Below are 18,109 nucleotides of genomic sequence, written 5' to 3' on the forward strand. Positions count from 1 at the left end.
TCCAGTGCTTATCTTTCAGCCTCCCAAAGAAGAAGCTCTCGCGCCCAATGGTTGATCACTCCATGCAATCCTCCCCTCGTAAGTCCCGCCGCTGGCTGTTCGGCCTGCTTGTGCTGCTGGTTATCGCCGGCCTGTGCTGGAAGTTCTGGCCCGGCAGCCATAAGGATGGCGCCGAAAAGCCCGCGGGCCATGCCGGCAAGACGGGGATGATGCGCCCGGGGTTCGGCGGCTCCGCCGGCCCGATACCGGTGCGCGTGGCGCCCGCCGTGCTGGGGGAGTTCCCGGTGTACTACAAGGCGCTGGGCACGGTGACCGCGCTCAACACCATCAATGTGCGCAGCCGGGTAGGCGGCGAGCTGGTGAAGATTGCCTTTGAGGAAGGCCAGATGGTCAAGGCTGGCGACCTGCTCGCCGAGATCGACCCGCGCAGCTACCAGAACGCCTTGCTCCAGGCCCAGGGCACGCTGATGCAGAACCAGGCCCAGTTGAAGAACGCCCAGGTCGATGTGCAGCGTTACCGCGACCTGTACGCCCAGGACAGCATCGCCAAGCAGACCCTGGACACCGCCGAAGCGCTGGTCCTGCAATACCAGGGCACGGTCAAGACCAACCAGGGCGCGGTGGATGACGCCAAGCTCAACCTCGAATTCACCAAGATCCGCGCACCGATCAGCGGCCGCGTGGGCCTGCGCCAGGTCGACGTAGGCAACCTGGTGGCGGCCAACGACACCACCTCACTCGCGGTGATCACCCAGACACAACCGATCAGCGTGGCCTTCACCCTGCCGGAAAACACCCTGGAAACCGTGCTCACCCGCTACCACGCCGGCAACAAGCTGCCGGTAGAGGCCTGGGACCGTGGCGACGTGAAGAAGCAGGCCACCGGCGTGCTGCAAAGCCTGGACAACCAGATAGACGTCACCACCGGCACCCTGAAGTTCAAGGCGCGTTTCGATAACAAGGACCAGGCGCTGTTCCCCAACCAGTTCGTCAATGTGCACTTGCTGGCCGATACCCTGCATAACGTGGTGCTGGCGCCGTCGGCGGCGATCCAGTTTGGCAACACCGGAACCTTCGCCTACGTGCTGGACGGTGACAAGAAGGTCAAGATGCAGCCCCTGGTGGTCGGTGATTCCGATGGCGACAACACGGTGATCAAAGAGGGCCTCAAGGCTGGCGACCGCGTGGTGTTGGAAGGCACCGACCGCTTGAAGGACGGCAGCGAGATCGAAGTGGTCAACGACAGCAGCGAAGTGCCGACCACCCCGACCGAACACTTGCAAGGCAAGCCTGCGGCTAAAGGGGAGACCGGTGCCACCGCCGGCAAGGCGCAAAAGGTCGGTTCATGAACCTGTCGCGGCTGTTTATCCTTCGCCCGGTCGCCACTACGCTGAGCATGCTGGCCATTGTCCTGGCCGGCATCATCGCGTACCGCTTGTTGCCGGTGTCGGCCTTGCCCCAGGTGGATTACCCGACGATCCGGGTGATGACCCTGTACCCCGGGGCCAGCCCGGACGTGATGACCAGTGCGGTCACCGCACCGCTGGAGCGCCAGTTCGGGCAAATGCCCGGCCTCACACAGATGGCCTCCACCAGTTCCGGCGGAGCGTCGGTGCTGACCCTGCGTTTCAACCTCGACATCAATATGGATGTCGCCGAGCAGCAGGTGCAGGCCGCGATCAACGCGGCCACCAACCTGCTGCCCAAGGACCTGCCGGCGCCGCCGGTGTACAACAAGGTCAACCCGGCGGACACCCCGGTGCTGACCCTGGCGATCACCTCCAAGACCATGCTGCTGCCCAAGCTCAATGATCTGGTGGATACGCGGATGGCGCAGAAAATCGCGCAGATCAGCGGCGTCGGCATGGTCAGCATCGCCGGCGGCCAGCGCCAGGCGGTGCGCATCAAGGTCAACCCCGAGGCCCTGGCGGCCAACGGCTTGAACCTGTCCGATGTGCGCACGCTGATCGCCGCGTCCAACGTCAACCAGCCCAAGGGCAACTTCGACGGGCCGACCCGTGTGTCGATGCTCGATGCCAACGACCAGTTGGTCTCGCCCGCGCAATATGCCGAACTGATCCTGGCCTACAACAACGGCGCGCCATTGCGCCTCAAGGACGTGGCGCAGATCGTCGACGGCGCTGAAAACGAACGCCTTGCCGCCTGGGCCAATGAAAACCAGGCGGTGCTGCTGAATATCCAGCGCCAGCCGGGTGCCAACGTGATCGAGGTGGTGGACCGCATCAAGGCATTGCTGCCCAGCATCACCGACAACCTGCCGGCCGGCCTCGATGTGACGGTGCTCACCGACCGTACCCAGACCATCCGCGCCTCGGTCAAGGATGTGCAACACGAATTGCTCATCGCCATCGCCCTGGTGGTCATGGTGACGTTCCTGTTCCTGCGCCGGGTCAGTGCAACGATCATCCCGTCCATCGCCGTGCCGCTGTCGCTGGTGGGTACCTTTGGCGTGATGTACCTGGCCGGATTCTCCATCAACAACCTGACGCTGATGGCGCTGACCATCGCCACCGGGTTCGTGGTGGATGACGCGATCGTGATGCTGGAGAACATTTCCCGCTATATCGAGGAAGGCGAAACACCATTGGCCGCCGCCCTCAAGGGCGCCAAGCAGATCGGTTTCACCCTGATTTCCCTGACGCTGTCGCTGATTGCGGTGTTGATCCCGCTGCTGTTCATGGCCGACGTGGTCGGGCGCCTGTTCCGTGAGTTCGCCATTACCCTGGCGGTGGCGATCCTGATTTCCCTGGTGGTGTCCCTGACCCTCACGCCGATGATGTGCGCGCGCTTGCTCAAGCGTGAGCCAAAGGAGGAAGAGCAGGGGCGTTTCTACAAGGCCAGCGGTGCCTGGATCGATTGGTTGATTGCGCGTTACGGGAGCATGTTGCAGTGGGTGCTCAAGCACCAACCACTGACCCTGCTGGTGGCCATCGCGACACTGGGACTCACTGTATTCCTGTATCTGGTGGTGCCCAAGGGGTTCTTCCCGGTGCAGGATACCGGCGTGATCCAGGGCATTTCCGAAGCACCGCAGTCGATTTCCTTTGCCGCCATGAGCCAGCGCCAGCAGGAGCTGGCCAAGATCATCCTGGCCGATCCGGCGGTGGAAAGCCTGTCGTCGTATATTGGTGTGGACGGCGATAACGCTACCCTCAACAGCGGGCGCCTGTTGATCAACCTCAAGGCCCACGGCCAGCGTGACTTGAGCGCAGCCCAGGTGATCACCCGTTTGCAGCCGGAGATCGACAAGCTGGTGGGCATCCGCCTGTTCATGCAGCCGGTGCAGGACCTGACCATCGAAGACCGTGTGAGCCGTACCCAGTACCAGTTCAGCATGTCCTCGCCGGACGCCGAGCTGCTGGCGCTGTGGAGCGACAAGCTGGTGCATGCGCTCAGCCAGTTGCCGGAACTCACTGATGTGGCCAGCGACCTGCAGGACAAAGGCCTGCAGGTGTACCTGGTGATCGACCGCGATGCGGCCTCGCGCCTGGGCGTGAGCGTATCGACCATCACCGATGCGCTGTACGACGCCTTCGGCCAGCGGCAGATTTCCACCATCTACACCCAGGCCAGCCAGTACCGCGTGGTGTTGCAGGCCCAGTCCGGCGAAACCCTCGGGCCGGACGCGCTGAACCAGATCCACGTGAAAACCACCGATGGCGGCCAGGTGCGCTTGTCCAGCCTGGCCCATGTGGAACAGCGTCAGGCGCAGTTGGCGATTGCCCATATCGGCCAGTTCCCGGCGGTGATGATGTCGTTCAACCTGGCCCCCGGCGTCGCGCTGGGCAAAGGCGTGGAGCTGATCAACCAGACCCAGAAAGACATCGGTATGCCGGTGGGCGTGCAGACTCAGTTCCAGGGCGCAGCCCAGGCGTTCGAAGCGTCGCTGTCGAGCACCTTGCTGCTGATCCTGGCGGCGGTGGTCACCATGTACATCGTGCTGGGTGTGCTCTACGAGAGTTACATCCACCCGATCACCATTCTCTCGACCTTGCCATCGGCGGCGGTAGGGGCGTTGCTGGCCTTGCTGCTCAGCGGCAATGACCTGGGCATGATCGCGATCATCGGCATCATTCTGTTGATCGGTATCGTCAAGAAGAACGCGATCATGATGATCGACTTCGCCCTCGACGCTGAACGCAACCAGGGCCTCGATCCGCAGACCGCCATTTACCAGGCGGCGCTGCTGCGCTTCCGGCCGATCCTGATGACCACCCTGGCGGCGTTGTTCGGCGCGGTGCCGTTGATGCTGGCCACCGGTTCCGGCGCGGAATTGCGCCAACCGCTGGGCCTGGTGATGGTCGGCGGTCTGCTGGTGAGCCAGGTGTTGACGCTGTTCACCACCCCGGTGATCTACCTGTACTTCGATCGCCTCGGCCGCCGCTGGCGCAAAGAGCCGCAAAGCCTGGAGCCGGTTGAGTCATGAACCTGTCCGGACCTTTCATCCGCCGGCCGGTCGCGACCATGCTGCTGAGCCTGGCGATCCTGTTGCTCGGCGGTGTCAGCTTCAACCTGCTGCCGGTATCGCCACTGCCGCAGATCGATTTTCCGGTGATCGTGGTATCGGCCAGCTTGCCCGGCGCCAGCCCCGAAGTGATGGCGTCTACCGTGGCCACGCCGCTGGAGCGTTCGTTCGGCGCGATTGCCGGCATCACCACCATGAGCAGTTCGTCGAGCCAGGGCTCCACCCGGGTGATCCTCGCGTTCGATTCCGACCGCGACATCAACGGTGCGGCGCGGGAAGTGCAGGCGGCGATCAACGCCTCGCGCAACCTGCTGCCCAGCGGCATGCGCAGCATGCCCACCTACAAGAAGATCAACCCGTCCCAGGCGCCGATCATGGTGCTGTCGCTGACCTCGGACGTGTTGCAGAAGGGCCAGTTGTACGACCTGGCCTCGACCATTCTTTCCCAGAGCCTCTCGCAGGTTCCGGGTGTGGGCGAAGTGCAGATCGGCGGCAGCTCCCTGCCGGCCGTGCGCATCGAGCTGGAGCCCAAGGCTCTCGACCAGTACGGCGTGGCCCTCGATGATGTGCGCAACACCATCGCCAACGCCAACCAGCGCCGGCCCAAGGGCTCGCTGGAAGACAATGAGCGTAACTGGCAGATCCAGGCCAACGACCAGTTGGAAAAGGCCAAGGACTACGAGCCGCTGCTGATTCGCTACCAGAACGGCGCTGCCCTGCGCCTTGGGGATGTGGCCAAGATCAGCGACGGTGTGGAAGACCGCTATAACAGCGGCTTCTTCAATAACGACTCGGCGGTACTGCTGGTGATCAACCGCCAGTCCGGTGCCAACATCATCGAGACGGTGCGGCAGATCAAGGCGCAGTTGCCGGCGTTGCAGGCGGTGCTGCCGTCCAGCGTCAAGCTGAGCCTGGCCATGGACCGCTCGCCGGTGATCACCGCCACCTTGCATGAAGCCGAGATGACCTTGCTGATTGCCGTGGGGCTGGTGATCCTGGTGGTGTACCTGTTCCTGGGGAATTTCCGCGCCTCGCTGATCCCGACCCTGGCGGTGCCGGTGTCGCTGGTGGGCACCTTTGCGGTGATGTACCTGTACGGGTTCTCGTTGAACAACTTCTCGCTGATGGCGTTGATCCTGGCCACCGGCCTGGTGGTGGACGATGCCATCGTGGTGCTGGAGAACATCTCCCGGCACATCGACGAAGGCGTGCCGCCGATGAAGGCGGCGTACCTGGGCGCACAGGAAGTCGGCTTTACCTTGCTGTCGATGAACGTGTCGCTGGTGGCGGTGTTCCTGTCCATCCTGTTCATGGGCGGGATTGTCACCAACCTGTTCCGCGAGTTTTCCATCACCCTGTCGGCGGCGATCATTGTGTCGTTGATTGTCTCGCTGACCCTGACCCCGATGCTCTGCGCGCGCTGGCTGAAACCCCACGTCAAAACGCAGATGACCGGTTTGCAACGCTGGAGCCAGAAGATCAACGACCGCATGGTCGCCGGCTACGCCACCAGCCTGGACTGGGTGCTGCGCCATCGGCGCCTGACCCTGCTCAGCCTGTTGCTGACCATCGGCATGAACGTGGCGCTGTACGTGGTGGTGCCGAAAACCTTCATGCCCCAGCAGGACACCGGCCAATTGATCGGTTTTGTGCGCGGTGACGACGGCCTGTCCTTCAGCGTGATGCAGCCGAAAATGGAGACCTTCCGCAAGGCGGTGCTCAAGGACCCGGCGGTGCTCAGCGTGGCCGGCTTCATCGGCGGCAACAACGGCACCAACAACGCGGTGATGCTGGTCCGCCTCAAGCCCATCAGCGAACGCAAGGTCTCCGCCCAGGCGGTGATCGAGCGTCTGCGCAAGGATGTGCCGCTGGTGCCGGGCGGGCGTCTGTTCCTGATGGCCGACCAGGACCTGCAATTCGGCGGTAGCCGCGACCAGACCAGTGCGCAGTATTCCTACATCCTGCAAAGCGGCGACCTGGCGGCGTTGCGCCTGTGGTACCCGAAAGTGGTCGCGGCGTTGCGCGAGTTGCCGGAACTCACCGCCATCGACGCCCGTGAAGGTCGCGGTGCGGCGCAGGTCACGTTGATTGTCGACCGCGACCAGGCCAAGCGCCTGGGGATCGACATGAACATGGTCACCGCCGTACTGAACAACGCCTACAGCCAGCGGCAGATTTCGACCATCTACGACAGCCTCAACCAGTATCAGGTGGTGATGGAGGTCAACCCGAAATATGCCCAGGACCCGATCACCCTCAACCAGATGCAGGTGATCACGTCCACGGGCGCACGGGTGCCGTTGTCGACCATCGCCCATTATGAGAACAGCCTGGCCGACGACCGCGTCAGCCACGAAGGCCAGTTCGCCTCGGAAGACATCGCCTTCGACATGGCGCCCGGCGTGACGGTGGAGCAGGGTACGGCCGCCATCGAACGGGCGATTGCCAAGGTCGGCTTGCCGGAAGACGTGATTGCCAAGATGGCCGGTACCGCCGATGCCTTCGCGGCCACGCAGAAGGGCCAGCCGTTCATGATCCTCGGCGCGCTGGTGGCGGTGTACCTGGTGTTGGGCATTCTGTACGAAAGCTACATTCACCCGCTGACCATTCTCTCGACCTTGCCCTCGGCGGGTGTCGGCGCCATGCTCGCCATTTACCTGACGGGAGGCGAGTTCAGCCTGATCTCCCTGCTGGGCCTGTTCCTGTTGATTGGGGTGGTGAAGAAAAACGCGATCCTGATGATCGACCTGGCGCTGCAGCTGGAACGCAATGACCGCATGGGGCCGCTCGAATCGATTCGCAGTGCCTGCCTGCTGCGCTTGCGCCCGATCCTGATGACCACCCTGGCGGCCATCCTCGGCGCCTTGCCGTTGCTGCTGGGGGCGGGCGATGGCGCGGAAATGCGCCGTCCTCTGGGCCTGACCATTATCGGTGGCCTGGTGTTCAGCCAGGTCCTGACCCTTTACACCACCCCGGTGGTTTACCTTTATCTCGACCGCGCGCGCCACCGCTTCAACGCCTGGCGCGGCGTGCGGACCGATGCTGCCCTGGACACTGCGCTATGACCGATTCAACCTTTGCCCGATTGGCCCTGTTCCGGGGCTCCCGCGTGGCGAGCCTGGTGCTCTGCGGCGTGTTGCTCAGCGCCTGCGCCGTCGGCCCCGACTACAAACGCCCGGAAGTGGTCGAGCCGGCGCAATTCAAGGAAGCCAAGGGTTGGCGCCAGGCCACCCCCAGTGATTCCCTGGCCCGTGGCGCCTGGTGGGAGTTGTACGGTGACCGCCAGCTCAATGAGCTGGTGCTGCGCCTGAACAGTTCCAACCAGACCGTGGCCCAAGCCGAAGCGCGCTTTCGCCAGGCCCAGGCACTGGTGCGCAGTTCCCGTGGGGCGTTTTACCCCACCGTCGACCTGAGTGCCGGGAAAACCCGCGCCAGCCAGGGCACCGGCAGCAGCAGCGCCAGCCTGAGCAGTTCCAGCAGCGGTATCCGCGACACCCTCAATGCCCAGTTGGGCGTGAGCTGGGAAGCGGACATCTGGGGCAAGCTGCGCCGGGGCCTGGAAGCCAACGAGGCCAGTGCCGAAGCCAGCTCGGCGGACCTGGCGGCGATGCGCCTGAGCCAGCAGTCGGAACTGGTGCAAAGCTACCTGCAACTGCGCGTCATGGATGAACAGACGCGCCTGCTGCAAGCGACCCTGGAGACTTATCAGCGCTCACTGCAAATGACCGAAAACCAGTACCGCGCCGGTGTTTCCGGCAAGGACGCGGTGGCCCAGGCGCAGACCCAGCTCAAGACCACCCAGGCCAGCCTGATCGACCTGATCTGGCAGCGCGCCCAGCTGGAAAACGCGATTGCGGTACTGATTGGCGAGGCGCCGGCCAACTTCAACCTGGCGGTGAGCAAGGACATTCCGGCGCTGCCGCAGATCCCGGTGAGCCTGCCGTCGCAACTGCTTGAGCGTCGCCCGGACATCGCCTCGGCCGAACGCTCGGTGATCGCCGCCAACGCCAATATCGGCGTGGCCAAGGCCGCCTACTACCCGGACCTGACCCTGAGCCTGGCCGGTGGTTACTCCAGCAGCACGTACGCCGACTGGATCAGCCTGCCGAACCGCTTCTGGTCGGTAGGGCCGAAGCTGGCCATGACGCTGTTCGATGGTGGCCAGCGCTCGGCGGAAGTCGACCGTACCGTAGCCTCCTATGACGAGACGGTGGCCAAGTACCGCCAGACCGTGCTGGATGGTTTCCGCGAAGTGGAAAACTACATGGTGCAGCTCAAGGTGCTGGAGGACGAGGCGGTGGTCAGCAATGAAGCACTGGAAGCCGCCCGTGAATCGTTACGCCTGACCCAGAACCAGTACAAGGCCGGGCTGATTGCCTACCTGGATGTGGTCACTGTGCAAGCCACGGCCTTGAGCAATGAGCGCACGGTATTGACCTTGCTGCAGACGCGCCTGGTGGCCAGTGTACAACTGATCGCCGCCTTGGGCGGTGGCTGGGACGGGCAGACGCCGATTGCCGACAAAAATTGAAGATGAACTCGATCCCATGGGTGGGCTTGTTGTGGTGAGCGGGCTGCTGGCACAGTTGGCCTCGACAAACCCTCGGATTTGAGTCGTTTTTAAGTCATATGATTGGCGTCAAAATGCCACTGATGGCCCTCTGGTAATTAATCAACTGCCCGAGAATTATTCTCGCTACAATCGCCCGCTTTGCCATTTCGCACGGGCCTCTCGGGCTCGCTGCGCACGAGAAGTCCCATGCTCATCGGTAGTTATTCGCCCTCACTGGTCGTGATCTCACTGTTCGTCGCGATCCTCGCTTCCTATACCGCACTGGACCTTTCCGGGCGCATCGCCACCGCCAAGGGGCGCGCCGTTTACTTATGGATCACTGGCGGATCCATGGCGATGGGAGTGGGAGTGTGGTCGATGCACTTCATCGGCATGCTGGCGCTACGTTTACCGTTTGCCCTGGGCTTCGACCTGGGGATTACCGCGCTGTCCTTGCTGATTGCGGTGCTGTCCAGCGGCTTTGCCTTATGGCTGGTCAGCCAACCGCGCCTGCCGGCCTGGCAGCTGGGATTGGGGGCGCTGATCATGGGCACCGGCATTGCCTGCATGCACTACACCGGCATGGCGGCGATGCGCATGATGCCGGGCATCGACTACGACCCGACGCTGTTTGGCGCTTCGTTATTGATCGCGGTGGTAGCCTCCGGTGCAGCGTTGTGGATCGCCCATAATCTGCGCCGCGATACGCCGTATGTGCGCCTGGCCCGGGGTGGCGCGGCGGTGGTGATGGGGTTTGCCATCGTCGGTATGCATTACACTGGCATGGCAGCCGCACGCTTCGCCGATGAGAGCTTCTGCGGCGCGGCACTGAACGGTTTGAGCGGCAAGGGCCTGGATAACCTGGTGCTGGTTACCACCCTGGCGGTGCTGGCCATCGCCTTGCTGACGTCGTTGCTCGATGCACGCCTGGAAGCGCGCACAGCGGTTCTCGCCGACTCCCTGAGCCAGGCCAACCAGGAACTGACCCACCTGGCCCTGCACGACATGCTCACCGGCCTGCCCAACCGCACCTTGCTTGCCGACCGCATCCAGCAAGCCATGCAGGCGGTGAAAGAGCAGGGCGGCTGTTTTGCGCTGATGTTTATCGACCTGGACGGCTTCAAGCCGGTCAACGATGCTTTTGGCCACCATCTGGGCGACCAGTTGCTGCGCGAAGTCGGCCAGCGCCTGCGCGAAGACTTGCGCAGCCACGACACCCTGGCGCGCATCGGCGGCGATGAGTTCGTATTGCTGGTGCAACTGACCCAGCCGGACGATGCCCTCGGCCTGGCCGAGCGTCAGGTGCTGCTGATCAACCGCGCCTTCCAGGTGGCCGAACATGAGCTGAAGATCTCCGCCAGCGTGGGTATCGCCATGTTCCCAGGCAACGGCAACAGCCCCCAGGAACTGCTGATGAACGCCGACGCGGCGATGTACCACGCCAAGGGCGTGGGCAAGAACGGCTACAGCTTCTTTGATGCGTCGATGAACACCAACGCGCGCAAGCAATTGCAGTTGTTGCAGGACCTGCGCAATGCGGTGGAACAGCAACAATTTCGCTTGTACTACCAGCCCAAGTTCGACGCGGCCAGTGGCATTGCGGTGGGGGCCGAAGCGCTGTTGCGCTGGGAGCATCCACAACAGGGCCTGTTGTTGCCGGCGACGTTTATCGAACTGGCGGAAAAGACCGGGTTGATCATCCCCATCGGCGAATGGGTACTCGATGAAGCGTGTCGCCAAATGAGCCTGTGGTACGCCCAGGGCTATGAAGATTGGCGTATCGCCGTGAACCTGTCGGCGCTGCAGTTCTGCCACGCCGGGCTGGTCAAGAGCGTGGCCGAGGCCCTGGAACGTCATCGGTTGCCGGCCAACAGCCTGACCCTGGAAATCACCGAGACCACCGCCATGAGCGACGCCGATGCGAGCATGACGGTGTTGCAGCAGTTGTCGGACATGGGCGTCGATCTGTCCATCGACGACTTCGGCACCGGTTATTCCAGCCTGATGTACCTCAAGCGCCTGCCGGCCAACGAGTTGAAGATCGACCGTGGGTTTGTACGCGACCTGGAGCACGACAGCGATGATGCCGCCATCGTCTCGGCCATTGTTGCCCTCGGCCAGGCCCTGGGCCTGCGTATTGTTGCCGAAGGGGTGGAAACCGATGTGCAACAGAACTTTCTCACGCGCCTGGGGTGTAACTCCCTGCAAGGTTACCTGCTGGGCCATCCGTTGCCGGCGGAAGGGTTCATGGTCGACATCCAGCGTGCCGAAGACACCTTGGCGCCTGACAAAAGCCGTGCGTGACGGGTATTCTTGGATCCAGCCCTAAACATCAGGTTGAATCAGGAGACCGCACGCATGGACAAAGTCGTCATCATCACCGGGGGCAGCCGTGGGATCGGCGCCGAGACGGCGTTGCTGGCCGCTCGCCAGGGTTATCGCATTTGCATCAACTATCAGTCTGACGAAGAGGCTGCCCACCGTGTGCTCGAACAAGTCCGCGCCCTGGGCGCCCAGGCGATTACCGTGCGCGCCGATGTGAGCATCGAAGATGAAGTGATTGCGCTGTTCCATCGCGTCGACACCGAGCTGGGCCGTGTCACTGCATTGGTCAACAATGCCGGCACTGTGGGGCACAAATCCCGTGTGGATGAGATGTCCGAGTTCCGCATCCTGAAAGTCATGAAGACCAATGTGCTGGGGCCGATCCTGTGTGCCAAGCACGCGGTGCTGCGCATGTCGCCCAAGCATGGCGGGCAGGGCGGCAGCATTGTCAACGTGTCGTCGGTGGCGGCGCGCCTGGGGTCGCCCGGCGAGTATGTCGACTACGCTGCGTCAAAGGGCGCGCTCGACTCCTTCACCATTGGTCTGTCAAAGGAAGTGGCGGGTGAGGGCATTCGCGTCAACGCGGTGCGTCCTGGCTACATCTACACCGACTTCCATGCCCTTAGCGGCGACCCTGATCGGGTCAGCAAACTCGAATCCGGTATCCCCATGGCCCGTGGCGGGCGCCCGGACGAGGTGGCGGAAGCGATTATCTGGTTGCTGTCGGACAAGGCGTCGTATGCCACCGGGACGTTCCTCGATTTGGGCGGTGGCCGCTGAAGCATTCACGCGCCCAGGTTTCCTAGCACCTCATAGCCCTTTTGCGCAAAGGCCACCAGCACGCGTGCCTCCGAGTTCTTGCGGGTGGAATAGCCCGCATTGTGAAAACCGTTGATTTTGCCATCGCGGGGTTCGCTGTTGCCCACTGTGCGGTCATTCACGTTATCCAGGAAGTTGACCACCCGAGCCAGATTGTAGGCTGCATCGGCGCGCGAACGGGCGCTGGGATTGGCGCGGGTCCAGTCACCCAGTTGACGTTTGAGCTGGTCGGTAGTGGGGTAGCTGTCCCGGCGCCGTAACAGATGTTTGACCGCCGGATTGGCGTTGATGAGTTGTTTGGCGCTGCGTTGGTCGCCGGCTGATCGACCTTCAGGGTGGCTGGGAGCTTTGAGCCAGTTCTGTTCCGGGAGGTGTATGGCCCTTGCAGGGTGATTGTTGATAGGCATGAGAAGCTCGGTATCGGGAAGACGTCACTGGGTGGTGTCATGCCGGGTTCGGTTCCAATGACTTGCTCATGACTAAAACGACCGCACAATCCGCCCCAGTGTCTCCATCGCCTTTTCCGACGCCTCCGTCCACGGGCTGCCGTAGTTCAGGCGAATGCAATTGCGAAAGCGCTGGGTCGCCGAGAAGATCGGCCCTGGCGCAATGCTGATGCCCTGCGCCAGGGCCATCTGGAACAGCTTCAACGAATCGGTCTGCTCCGGCAGTTCCAGCCACAGGAAGTACCCGCCGGCCGGTTGGCTGACCCGCGTCTGTGCCGGAAAGTAGCGCGCGATGGCGGCCAGCATGGCGCTTTGCTGTTCCTCCAGGGCATAGCGCAGTTTGCGCAGGTGCCGGTCGTAGCCGCCGTGCTGCAGGTAATCGGCAATTGCGGCCTGGGCCGGCATTGAGGGGCACAGCGACGTCATCAGTTTCAAGCGTTCGACCTTCTGCGCGAAACGCCCGGCCGCGACCCAGCCCACGCGATAGCCAGGGGCCAGGCTTTTGGCGAAGGAGCCGCAATGCATCACCAAACCTTCGGTGTCGAAGGCCTTGGCCGGCTTGGGTGCCTGCTGGCCGTAATACAATTCGGCATACACATCGTCTTCGATCAGTGGCACCTGATGCTCGCGTAGCAGTTCTACCAGTGCCTGCTTTTTCGACTCGGGCAAAGTCGCACCCATGGGGTTCTGGAAACTGGTCATGGTCCAGCAGGCCTTGATCGGATAGCGCTGCAGGGATTGCGCCAGGGCGTTGAGGTCGATGCCGTCGCGCGGGTGCACGGGGATCTCCACCGCCTTGAGTTTCAAGCGCTCCAGCACCTGCAGGCACGCATAGAATGCAGGCGCTTCGATAGCCACCAGGTCACCCGGTTCGGTGACGGCTTGCAGGCACAGGTTGAGGGCTTCCAGGGCTCCATTGGTAATCAACAGCTCTTCCATGGGCAGCATCAGGCCGCCGACCATGTAGCGCAGGGCGATTTGCCGACGCAGTTGCGGGTTGCCCGGCGACATGTCGGTGACCACCAGGCGCGGGTCCATTTCCCGGCTGGCGCTGGCCAGGGACCGGGCCAGGCGCGGCAACGGGAACAGCATCGGGCTGGGGAACGCCGAGCCGAAGGGCACGGTGTTGGGGTCCTTGATCGAGTCCAGCACCGAGAACACCAGCTCGCTCACATCCACTTCGGTGGACTCATGCACTTGCTCGCTCACCACCGGCTCGGAAAACGGGCTGGGTGCGTGGGTGTTGACGAAGTAGCCGGAACGCGGCCGTGCCCGGATCAGGCCACGGCGTTCCAGCAGGTAGTAGGCCTGGAACACTGTCGACGGGCTGACGCCGTACGTCTGGCTGGCGTAGCGCACCGAAGGCACCCGCTGGCCGGGGCCGAGCACGCCGGAGCGGATCAGTTCTGCAATATCGTCGGCGAATTTTTCGTAGCGTTTCATGGGGGCCCAATTAGCTTTTTATAGGTATCTTTCAGCGGTTCAGCGGCGCCACAAAGCGGCTGTCGGCAGCGCTATGGATCCACGGCTCATCCACATCCGAGACCTTGAAGCGCAAGGTCTGCGAGCTGCTCGCCGGTTTGTCCGCCAGCAATGCCACCGACACCGGCACATCGCTGATTTCCCCCGGTGCCAGGCTGATTTCGGTCTTGCCCTGCAACTGGAAGCCCTCGGCGTCCACCAGTTCCAGGCGGTAGTCCTGGCGCTGCTGGGTCTTGTTGATCACCTTGAGGCTGTAGATGTTTTCAATCTGGCCCTGGGCGTTCTCGCGGAACATGCCACGGTCCTTGGTCACGTCCAGCGACACCATGGGCCGTTCCACCAAGGCCACCACCAGGGCTGCGATCATCACCAGCAGCACCGTACTGTAGCCGATCAGGCGCGGGCGCAGCAGGTGGGTCTTGCCGCCTTGCAGTTGATGTTCGCTGGTATAGCTCACCAGGCCGCGCGCGTAACCCATCTTGTCCATGATCGAATCGCAGGCGTCGATGCACGCTGCACAACCGATGCACTCCATTTGCAAGCCATCGCGGATGTCGATACCGGTAGGGCAAACCTGCACGCACAGTTGGCAGTCGATGCAATCGCCCAGGCCGACGTCGGCGGGTTTCACTTCACGTTTGCGCGGGCCACGGTGTTCGCCGCGACCCACGTCGTAGGAAATGGTCAGGGTGTCCTTGTCGAACATCACGCTCTGGAACCGCGCATAGGGGCACATGTGCATGCACACCGCTTCGCGCAACCAGCCGGCGTTGACGTAAGTGGCGCCGGTAAAGAACAGCACCCAGAACAGGCTGACGCCGCCCATCTGCCAGGTCAGCAGTTCGCTGGCCAGCGGGCGGATTGGCGTGAAATAGCCGACAAAGGTCAGCCCGGTCAGCACACTGATGCCCAGCCACAAGGCGTGCTTGGCCGAGCGCCGCGCCAGTTTGTTCAGGCTCCAGGGCGCGGCGTGCAGCTTGATGCGCTGGTTGCGTTCACCTTCGGTGACCTTTTCACACCACATGAACAGCCAGGTGAATGAACTCTGCGGGCAGGTGTAGCCGCACCACACACGGCCAGCGAACACGGTGATCGCAAACAGGCCGAAGGCGCAGATGATCAGCAAGGCCGACAGCAGGATGAAGTCCTGGGGCCAGAAGGTCGCCCCGAAGATGTGGAATTTGCTTTCAGCCAAGTCCCACAACACGGCCTGCCGACCACCCCAGTTCAGCCACACGGTGCCGAAAAACGCCAGGAACAGAAAGCCTGCACCGCCTACGCGCAAGGTGCGGAACAGGCCGGTAAAACTGCGGGTATGAATCAGATTGTCGCTGGATTTGGCCTTCACCTTCTTCGGGTGTATGGGCTCGAAGGTGTCCACGGTGGGGATTCTTTCGCTCATGTCGTTCGCTCATCAGCCTCCATCAGGCCGATGAACTATGCGCGGGGGGCTGTTTGCATAACAGACTCAGGTAGCGTGATAAAAAGCGGATCAGATGGGCTGCGTGGGGTGTGCTGCGACAATGCGCTGCACCCCGTATCGCCTAGGGTGCAGCGCCATAACGGGTGTATTGATACAGATCAATCAAATCAGCGAACCAGGTTCCTCGGCTTTGACATGCTGGCGCTCGTCTTTGGCCCCTGCGACGGTCAGCGCGTCGGCCTCGGCTTCAGTGATATAGATCCGCTCGGCCGCCAATTCCACGTAGGACATGGATTTTTCGGTGTCGGTCAGGACAGTGACCCGCGTCGCAGGCAAGCTCTGTTCCTGGCCGTTGTCGTCGAGGGTGAAGTAACACAGATGGTTTTCGATACGTAGGGGCATGCCGATCTCCTTTCTCTTAGGCTATGCAGAGTTAGGGACCTGCGATGTGCAGGGGTTCCAGGCAACTGACTGGCGGTCGCCGCTGTCCATCCTTTACCCATAACGACAAAGGACGGCATCCATGGACGCCTGGTGGCATGAAGTGTGGCAAACCCTGCAGGCTGAATTCGCTGATATCGGCGACGCCAGGCAACTCACCCAGATCACCGTGCGCCTGCTGATTGCCGCGGTGCTGGGTGGCATCCTCGGTTTCGAACGCGAGAGCAAGGGCAAGGCCGCCGGGGTGCGCACCCACATGCTGGTAGCAATGGGGGCCGCGTTATTTGTAATGGTGCCGCAGATGTCCGGCAATCAGGCGGATGCAATGAGCCGGGTGGTCCAGGGGGTAATTGCCGGGATCGGTTTCCTGGGCGCGGGCACCATCATCAAAGGCAAGGACGATGAAGAAGGGCATGTCAAAGGCCTGACCACCGCCGCCGGCCTGTGGATGACCGCTGCGATTGGGGTCTCGGCCGGGTTGGGCCGGGAATCGACAGCGGTACTCAGTACATTGCTGGCCTTGGCGGTGTTCAGCGTGATGCCCAGGCTTGTGCGTATGTTGGAGAAGTAGGCCTATGCTGGGCGGCCAGCCTCATAGCACCACATCGCTTGGTTGTAGTTGGCCTCGTACTTCCACTTCAAAGGTCGCGTGTCCTGCCCCGTAATTTATCATCAGCGTGCTGACGTTTTCTTTTGGGTCATAGTAAATGGCGCCTTCGCCAGCTATCAGCCCGTGTCCCATCCCCTGCTCGAGGACGGACTCGTTCAAGCGTATCGGCTTGCCGCCGGTTACTGTGCGTATACCCGACACATCAATCTTGTCCTTGCCGCTTTCGAAATCCGTGATGGTATCGACGCCGTTGAACATGCTCGAATCAGTCGGACTGCCGTAGACAAAGGTATCCGCGCCTTTCCCGCCCCACAGCTTGTCCCAGCCTCTGCCGCCATGAATAACGTCGTCACCGTCACCGCCTTCCAGGGTGTTATTGGCGTCGTTACCCACGATCAAATCATTGCCCTTGCCGCCTTTGGCGTTTTCGATGACCGCGCCCTTGGCTATACCGACATTGCCCTTGAGGCCGCCGACATCAGAAAAGGTCTGTTCCCTCAAGCTTATTTGCTGATTTTGCTCGTAGCTGGAAAAATCCAATGTGTCGTTGCCCCCTCCGTCCCAAATGGCCGCCACGATTTTGTCTTCAGGGGTTTTGACAGTCAGGAAGTCTCGATCTGTGTTCGAATTGAAACCGTAGGTAGTATCGCCCTTGCGGGTTTCGAAATTGGGACCGTATTTCTCTTGGTAGGCAGCAATATCGTCAAGTTGCGGGGCTGACGAACGGAAACCCCCATGGTTGCTATATCCGGTGCGCTCACCTCGGTAACTCATGCCGGAATGGCTCTGAGAGTCTTCGTGATGAGATACATTTGATTTGTCGAGCTTGTTTTTGCCGTCACCATTGTAACCGCCAGGGTGACTAAGCCCCATGGCGTGACCGATTTCATGAGTAATGGTGTGGCGACCCGCGTTACCTGGCGCTGCTAGAGGCACAGATTTTTCGGTCTTGGTGTCTACAAACCATACTTCAATGTCCGCCTGGTTTTTGGTGGGCAATGAAGAGTGGGGGAAGCCCTTGTAAGGGTGGCCTTTGGTATCGATCATTTGACCATAATTCCCGATCTTGATATGGCCTTCACTGTCAGCTGTCTTGGACCCCTCGGTAAACGTGACATTTGCAACATCTTCAATGGATTGCAGGCTTCGCCGGGTCTGGTTTCGCTGATTCTCGAGGATAGGTGTAAACCCGGTCTTGCCGAATTGTCGAGTGTTCTTGTTTTCCTGCTTTTCCGGCGGGGCCCGAAATTCGTAGGTCAAGTCATAGCGGCCGTCACCATTCTTGTCTGACCAACCCGGGCTGTTACGCCAGAGCCGTTTGACCGCGTCATCGGTTGATTTGGACTGCATGCCGTTGTGCTGAATATCCCCGCCACGATCATCTCGGTGTTTGAATTGCTCAATCCTCTGGTAGATCGAGCTGCCCTGTGAGCCTGCGTTGCTTATAGACATGATTTCTCCTGCTGAAGATGTTGCTCGACGATAGGGATTGGTCCCGTATTCCTACGGCCGTGATGCTTGGGAG

12 protein-coding genes are annotated in these 18,109 nt (G+C 61.7%); 7 read left to right on the plus strand and 5 right to left on the minus strand.

What is annotated here, in order from left to right; translation table 11 throughout:
- Nucleotides 1-47: 47 nt before the first annotated feature.
- From LUU92_RS13145 to LUU92_RS13170, 6 genes are all read left to right on the plus strand, one after another.
- Nucleotides 48-1,349 (plus strand): MdtA/MuxA family multidrug efflux RND transporter periplasmic adaptor subunit, encoded by a 1,302-nt coding sequence (locus tag LUU92_RS13145; RefSeq protein WP_257103763.1) that lies wholly within the window; start codon nt 48-50, stop codon nt 1,347-1,349.
- The gene (locus LUU92_RS13150) at nt 1,346-4,447 is read left to right on the plus strand and encodes an MdtB/MuxB family multidrug efflux RND transporter permease subunit (RefSeq protein ID WP_071490594.1); all 3,102 of its coding nucleotides are present in this window, start codon (nt 1,346-1,348) and stop codon (nt 4,445-4,447) included. The genes LUU92_RS13145 and LUU92_RS13150 overlap by 4 nt, the downstream gene beginning before the upstream one ends.
- A complete protein-coding gene (locus tag LUU92_RS13155) occupies nt 4,444-7,551 on the plus strand; it encodes an efflux RND transporter permease subunit (protein ID WP_071490593.1) in 3,108 nt (1,035 codons plus the stop codon). Before LUU92_RS13150 ends, LUU92_RS13155 begins: the two co-directional genes overlap by 4 nt.
- Entirely contained in the window at nt 7,548-9,017 is a 1,470-nt protein-coding gene (locus LUU92_RS13160; protein ID WP_222539862.1) for an efflux transporter outer membrane subunit, read from the plus strand. The genes LUU92_RS13155 and LUU92_RS13160 overlap by 4 nt, the downstream gene beginning before the upstream one ends.
- Nucleotides 9,018-9,245: 228 nt before the next feature.
- Complete coding sequence (locus tag LUU92_RS13165) at nt 9,246-11,342, plus strand: putative bifunctional diguanylate cyclase/phosphodiesterase (protein WP_257103764.1); 2,097 nt, start codon at nt 9,246-9,248, stop codon at nt 11,340-11,342.
- A 54-nt stretch (nt 11,343-11,396) separates the two neighbouring features.
- Entirely contained in the window at nt 11,397-12,143 is a 747-nt protein-coding gene (locus tag LUU92_RS13170; protein WP_071490590.1) for an SDR family oxidoreductase, read from the plus strand.
- A 5-nt stretch (nt 12,144-12,148) separates the two neighbouring features.
- Here the strand turns inward: LUU92_RS13170 and LUU92_RS13175 are convergent, their stop codons facing one another.
- From LUU92_RS13175 to LUU92_RS13190, 4 genes are all read right to left on the minus strand, one after another.
- The gene (locus LUU92_RS13175; protein WP_071490589.1) at nt 12,149-12,589 is read right to left on the minus strand and encodes a hypothetical protein; all 441 of its coding nucleotides are present in this window, start codon (nt 12,587-12,589) and stop codon (nt 12,149-12,151) included.
- A gap of 72 nt (nt 12,590-12,661) precedes the next feature.
- The gene (mapR, locus tag LUU92_RS13180; RefSeq protein WP_071490588.1) at nt 12,662-14,071 is read right to left on the minus strand and encodes a GntR family transcriptional regulator MpaR; all 1,410 of its coding nucleotides are present in this window, start codon (nt 14,069-14,071) and stop codon (nt 12,662-12,664) included.
- Between the two features lie 31 nt (nt 14,072-14,102).
- On the minus strand, nt 14,103-15,512 hold the full coding sequence (ccoG, locus tag LUU92_RS13185) for a cytochrome c oxidase accessory protein CcoG (protein WP_071490587.1): 1,410 nt from the start codon (nt 15,510-15,512) through the stop codon (nt 14,103-14,105).
- A 183-nt stretch (nt 15,513-15,695) separates the two neighbouring features.
- Nucleotides 15,696-15,935 carry a DUF3203 family protein gene (locus LUU92_RS13190; protein ID WP_257103765.1) on the minus strand — a complete coding sequence of 80 codons (240 nt, stop codon included), beginning with the start codon at nt 15,933-15,935 and terminating at the stop codon, nt 15,696-15,698.
- Nucleotides 15,936-16,056: 121 nt separating this feature from the next.
- On the opposite strand from LUU92_RS13190, the gene LUU92_RS13195 reads away from it, so the two are divergent.
- Nucleotides 16,057-16,545 (plus strand): MgtC/SapB family protein, encoded by a 489-nt coding sequence (locus tag LUU92_RS13195; RefSeq protein WP_071490585.1) that lies wholly within the window; start codon nt 16,057-16,059, stop codon nt 16,543-16,545.
- Nucleotides 16,546-16,566: 21 nt separating this feature from the next.
- Here LUU92_RS13195 and LUU92_RS13200 read toward each other — a convergent pair whose 3' ends face one another.
- Nucleotides 16,567-18,036 carry a M10 family metallopeptidase C-terminal domain-containing protein gene (locus LUU92_RS13200; protein ID WP_071490584.1) on the minus strand — a complete coding sequence of 490 codons (1,470 nt, stop codon included), beginning with the start codon at nt 18,034-18,036 and terminating at the stop codon, nt 16,567-16,569.
- Between the last annotated feature and the right edge of the window lie 73 nt (nt 18,037-18,109).

This window comes from Pseudomonas extremorientalis (assembly GCF_024584605.1).
Taxonomy (GTDB): domain Bacteria; phylum Pseudomonadota; class Gammaproteobacteria; order Pseudomonadales; family Pseudomonadaceae; genus Aquipseudomonas; species Aquipseudomonas extremorientalis.

Coding starts and splice junctions, on each gene's coding strand:
- LUU92_RS13145 (WP_257103763.1), top strand. CDS start 48: ATGGTTGATCACTCCATGCAATCCTCCCCTCGTAAGTCCCGCCGCTGG.
- LUU92_RS13150 (WP_071490594.1), top strand. CDS start 1,346: ATGAACCTGTCGCGGCTGTTTATCCTTCGCCCGGTCGCCACTACGCTG.
- LUU92_RS13155 (WP_071490593.1), top strand. CDS start 4,444: ATGAACCTGTCCGGACCTTTCATCCGCCGGCCGGTCGCGACCATGCTG.
- LUU92_RS13160 (WP_222539862.1), top strand. CDS start 7,548: ATGACCGATTCAACCTTTGCCCGATTGGCCCTGTTCCGGGGCTCCCGC.
- LUU92_RS13165 (WP_257103764.1), top strand. CDS start 9,246: ATGCTCATCGGTAGTTATTCGCCCTCACTGGTCGTGATCTCACTGTTC.
- LUU92_RS13170 (WP_071490590.1), top strand. CDS start 11,397: ATGGACAAAGTCGTCATCATCACCGGGGGCAGCCGTGGGATCGGCGCC.
- LUU92_RS13175 (WP_071490589.1), bottom strand. CDS start 12,589: ATGCCTATCAACAATCACCCTGCAAGGGCCATACACCTCCCGGAACAG.
- mapR (WP_071490588.1), bottom strand. CDS start 14,071: ATGAAACGCTACGAAAAATTCGCCGACGATATTGCAGAACTGATCCGC.
- ccoG (WP_071490587.1), bottom strand. CDS start 15,512: ATGAGCGAAAGAATCCCCACCGTGGACACCTTCGAGCCCATACACCCG.
- LUU92_RS13190 (WP_257103765.1), bottom strand. CDS start 15,935: ATGCCCCTACGTATCGAAAACCATCTGTGTTACTTCACCCTCGACGAC.
- LUU92_RS13195 (WP_071490585.1), top strand. CDS start 16,057: ATGGACGCCTGGTGGCATGAAGTGTGGCAAACCCTGCAGGCTGAATTC.
- LUU92_RS13200 (WP_071490584.1), bottom strand. CDS start 18,036: ATGTCTATAAGCAACGCAGGCTCACAGGGCAGCTCGATCTACCAGAGG.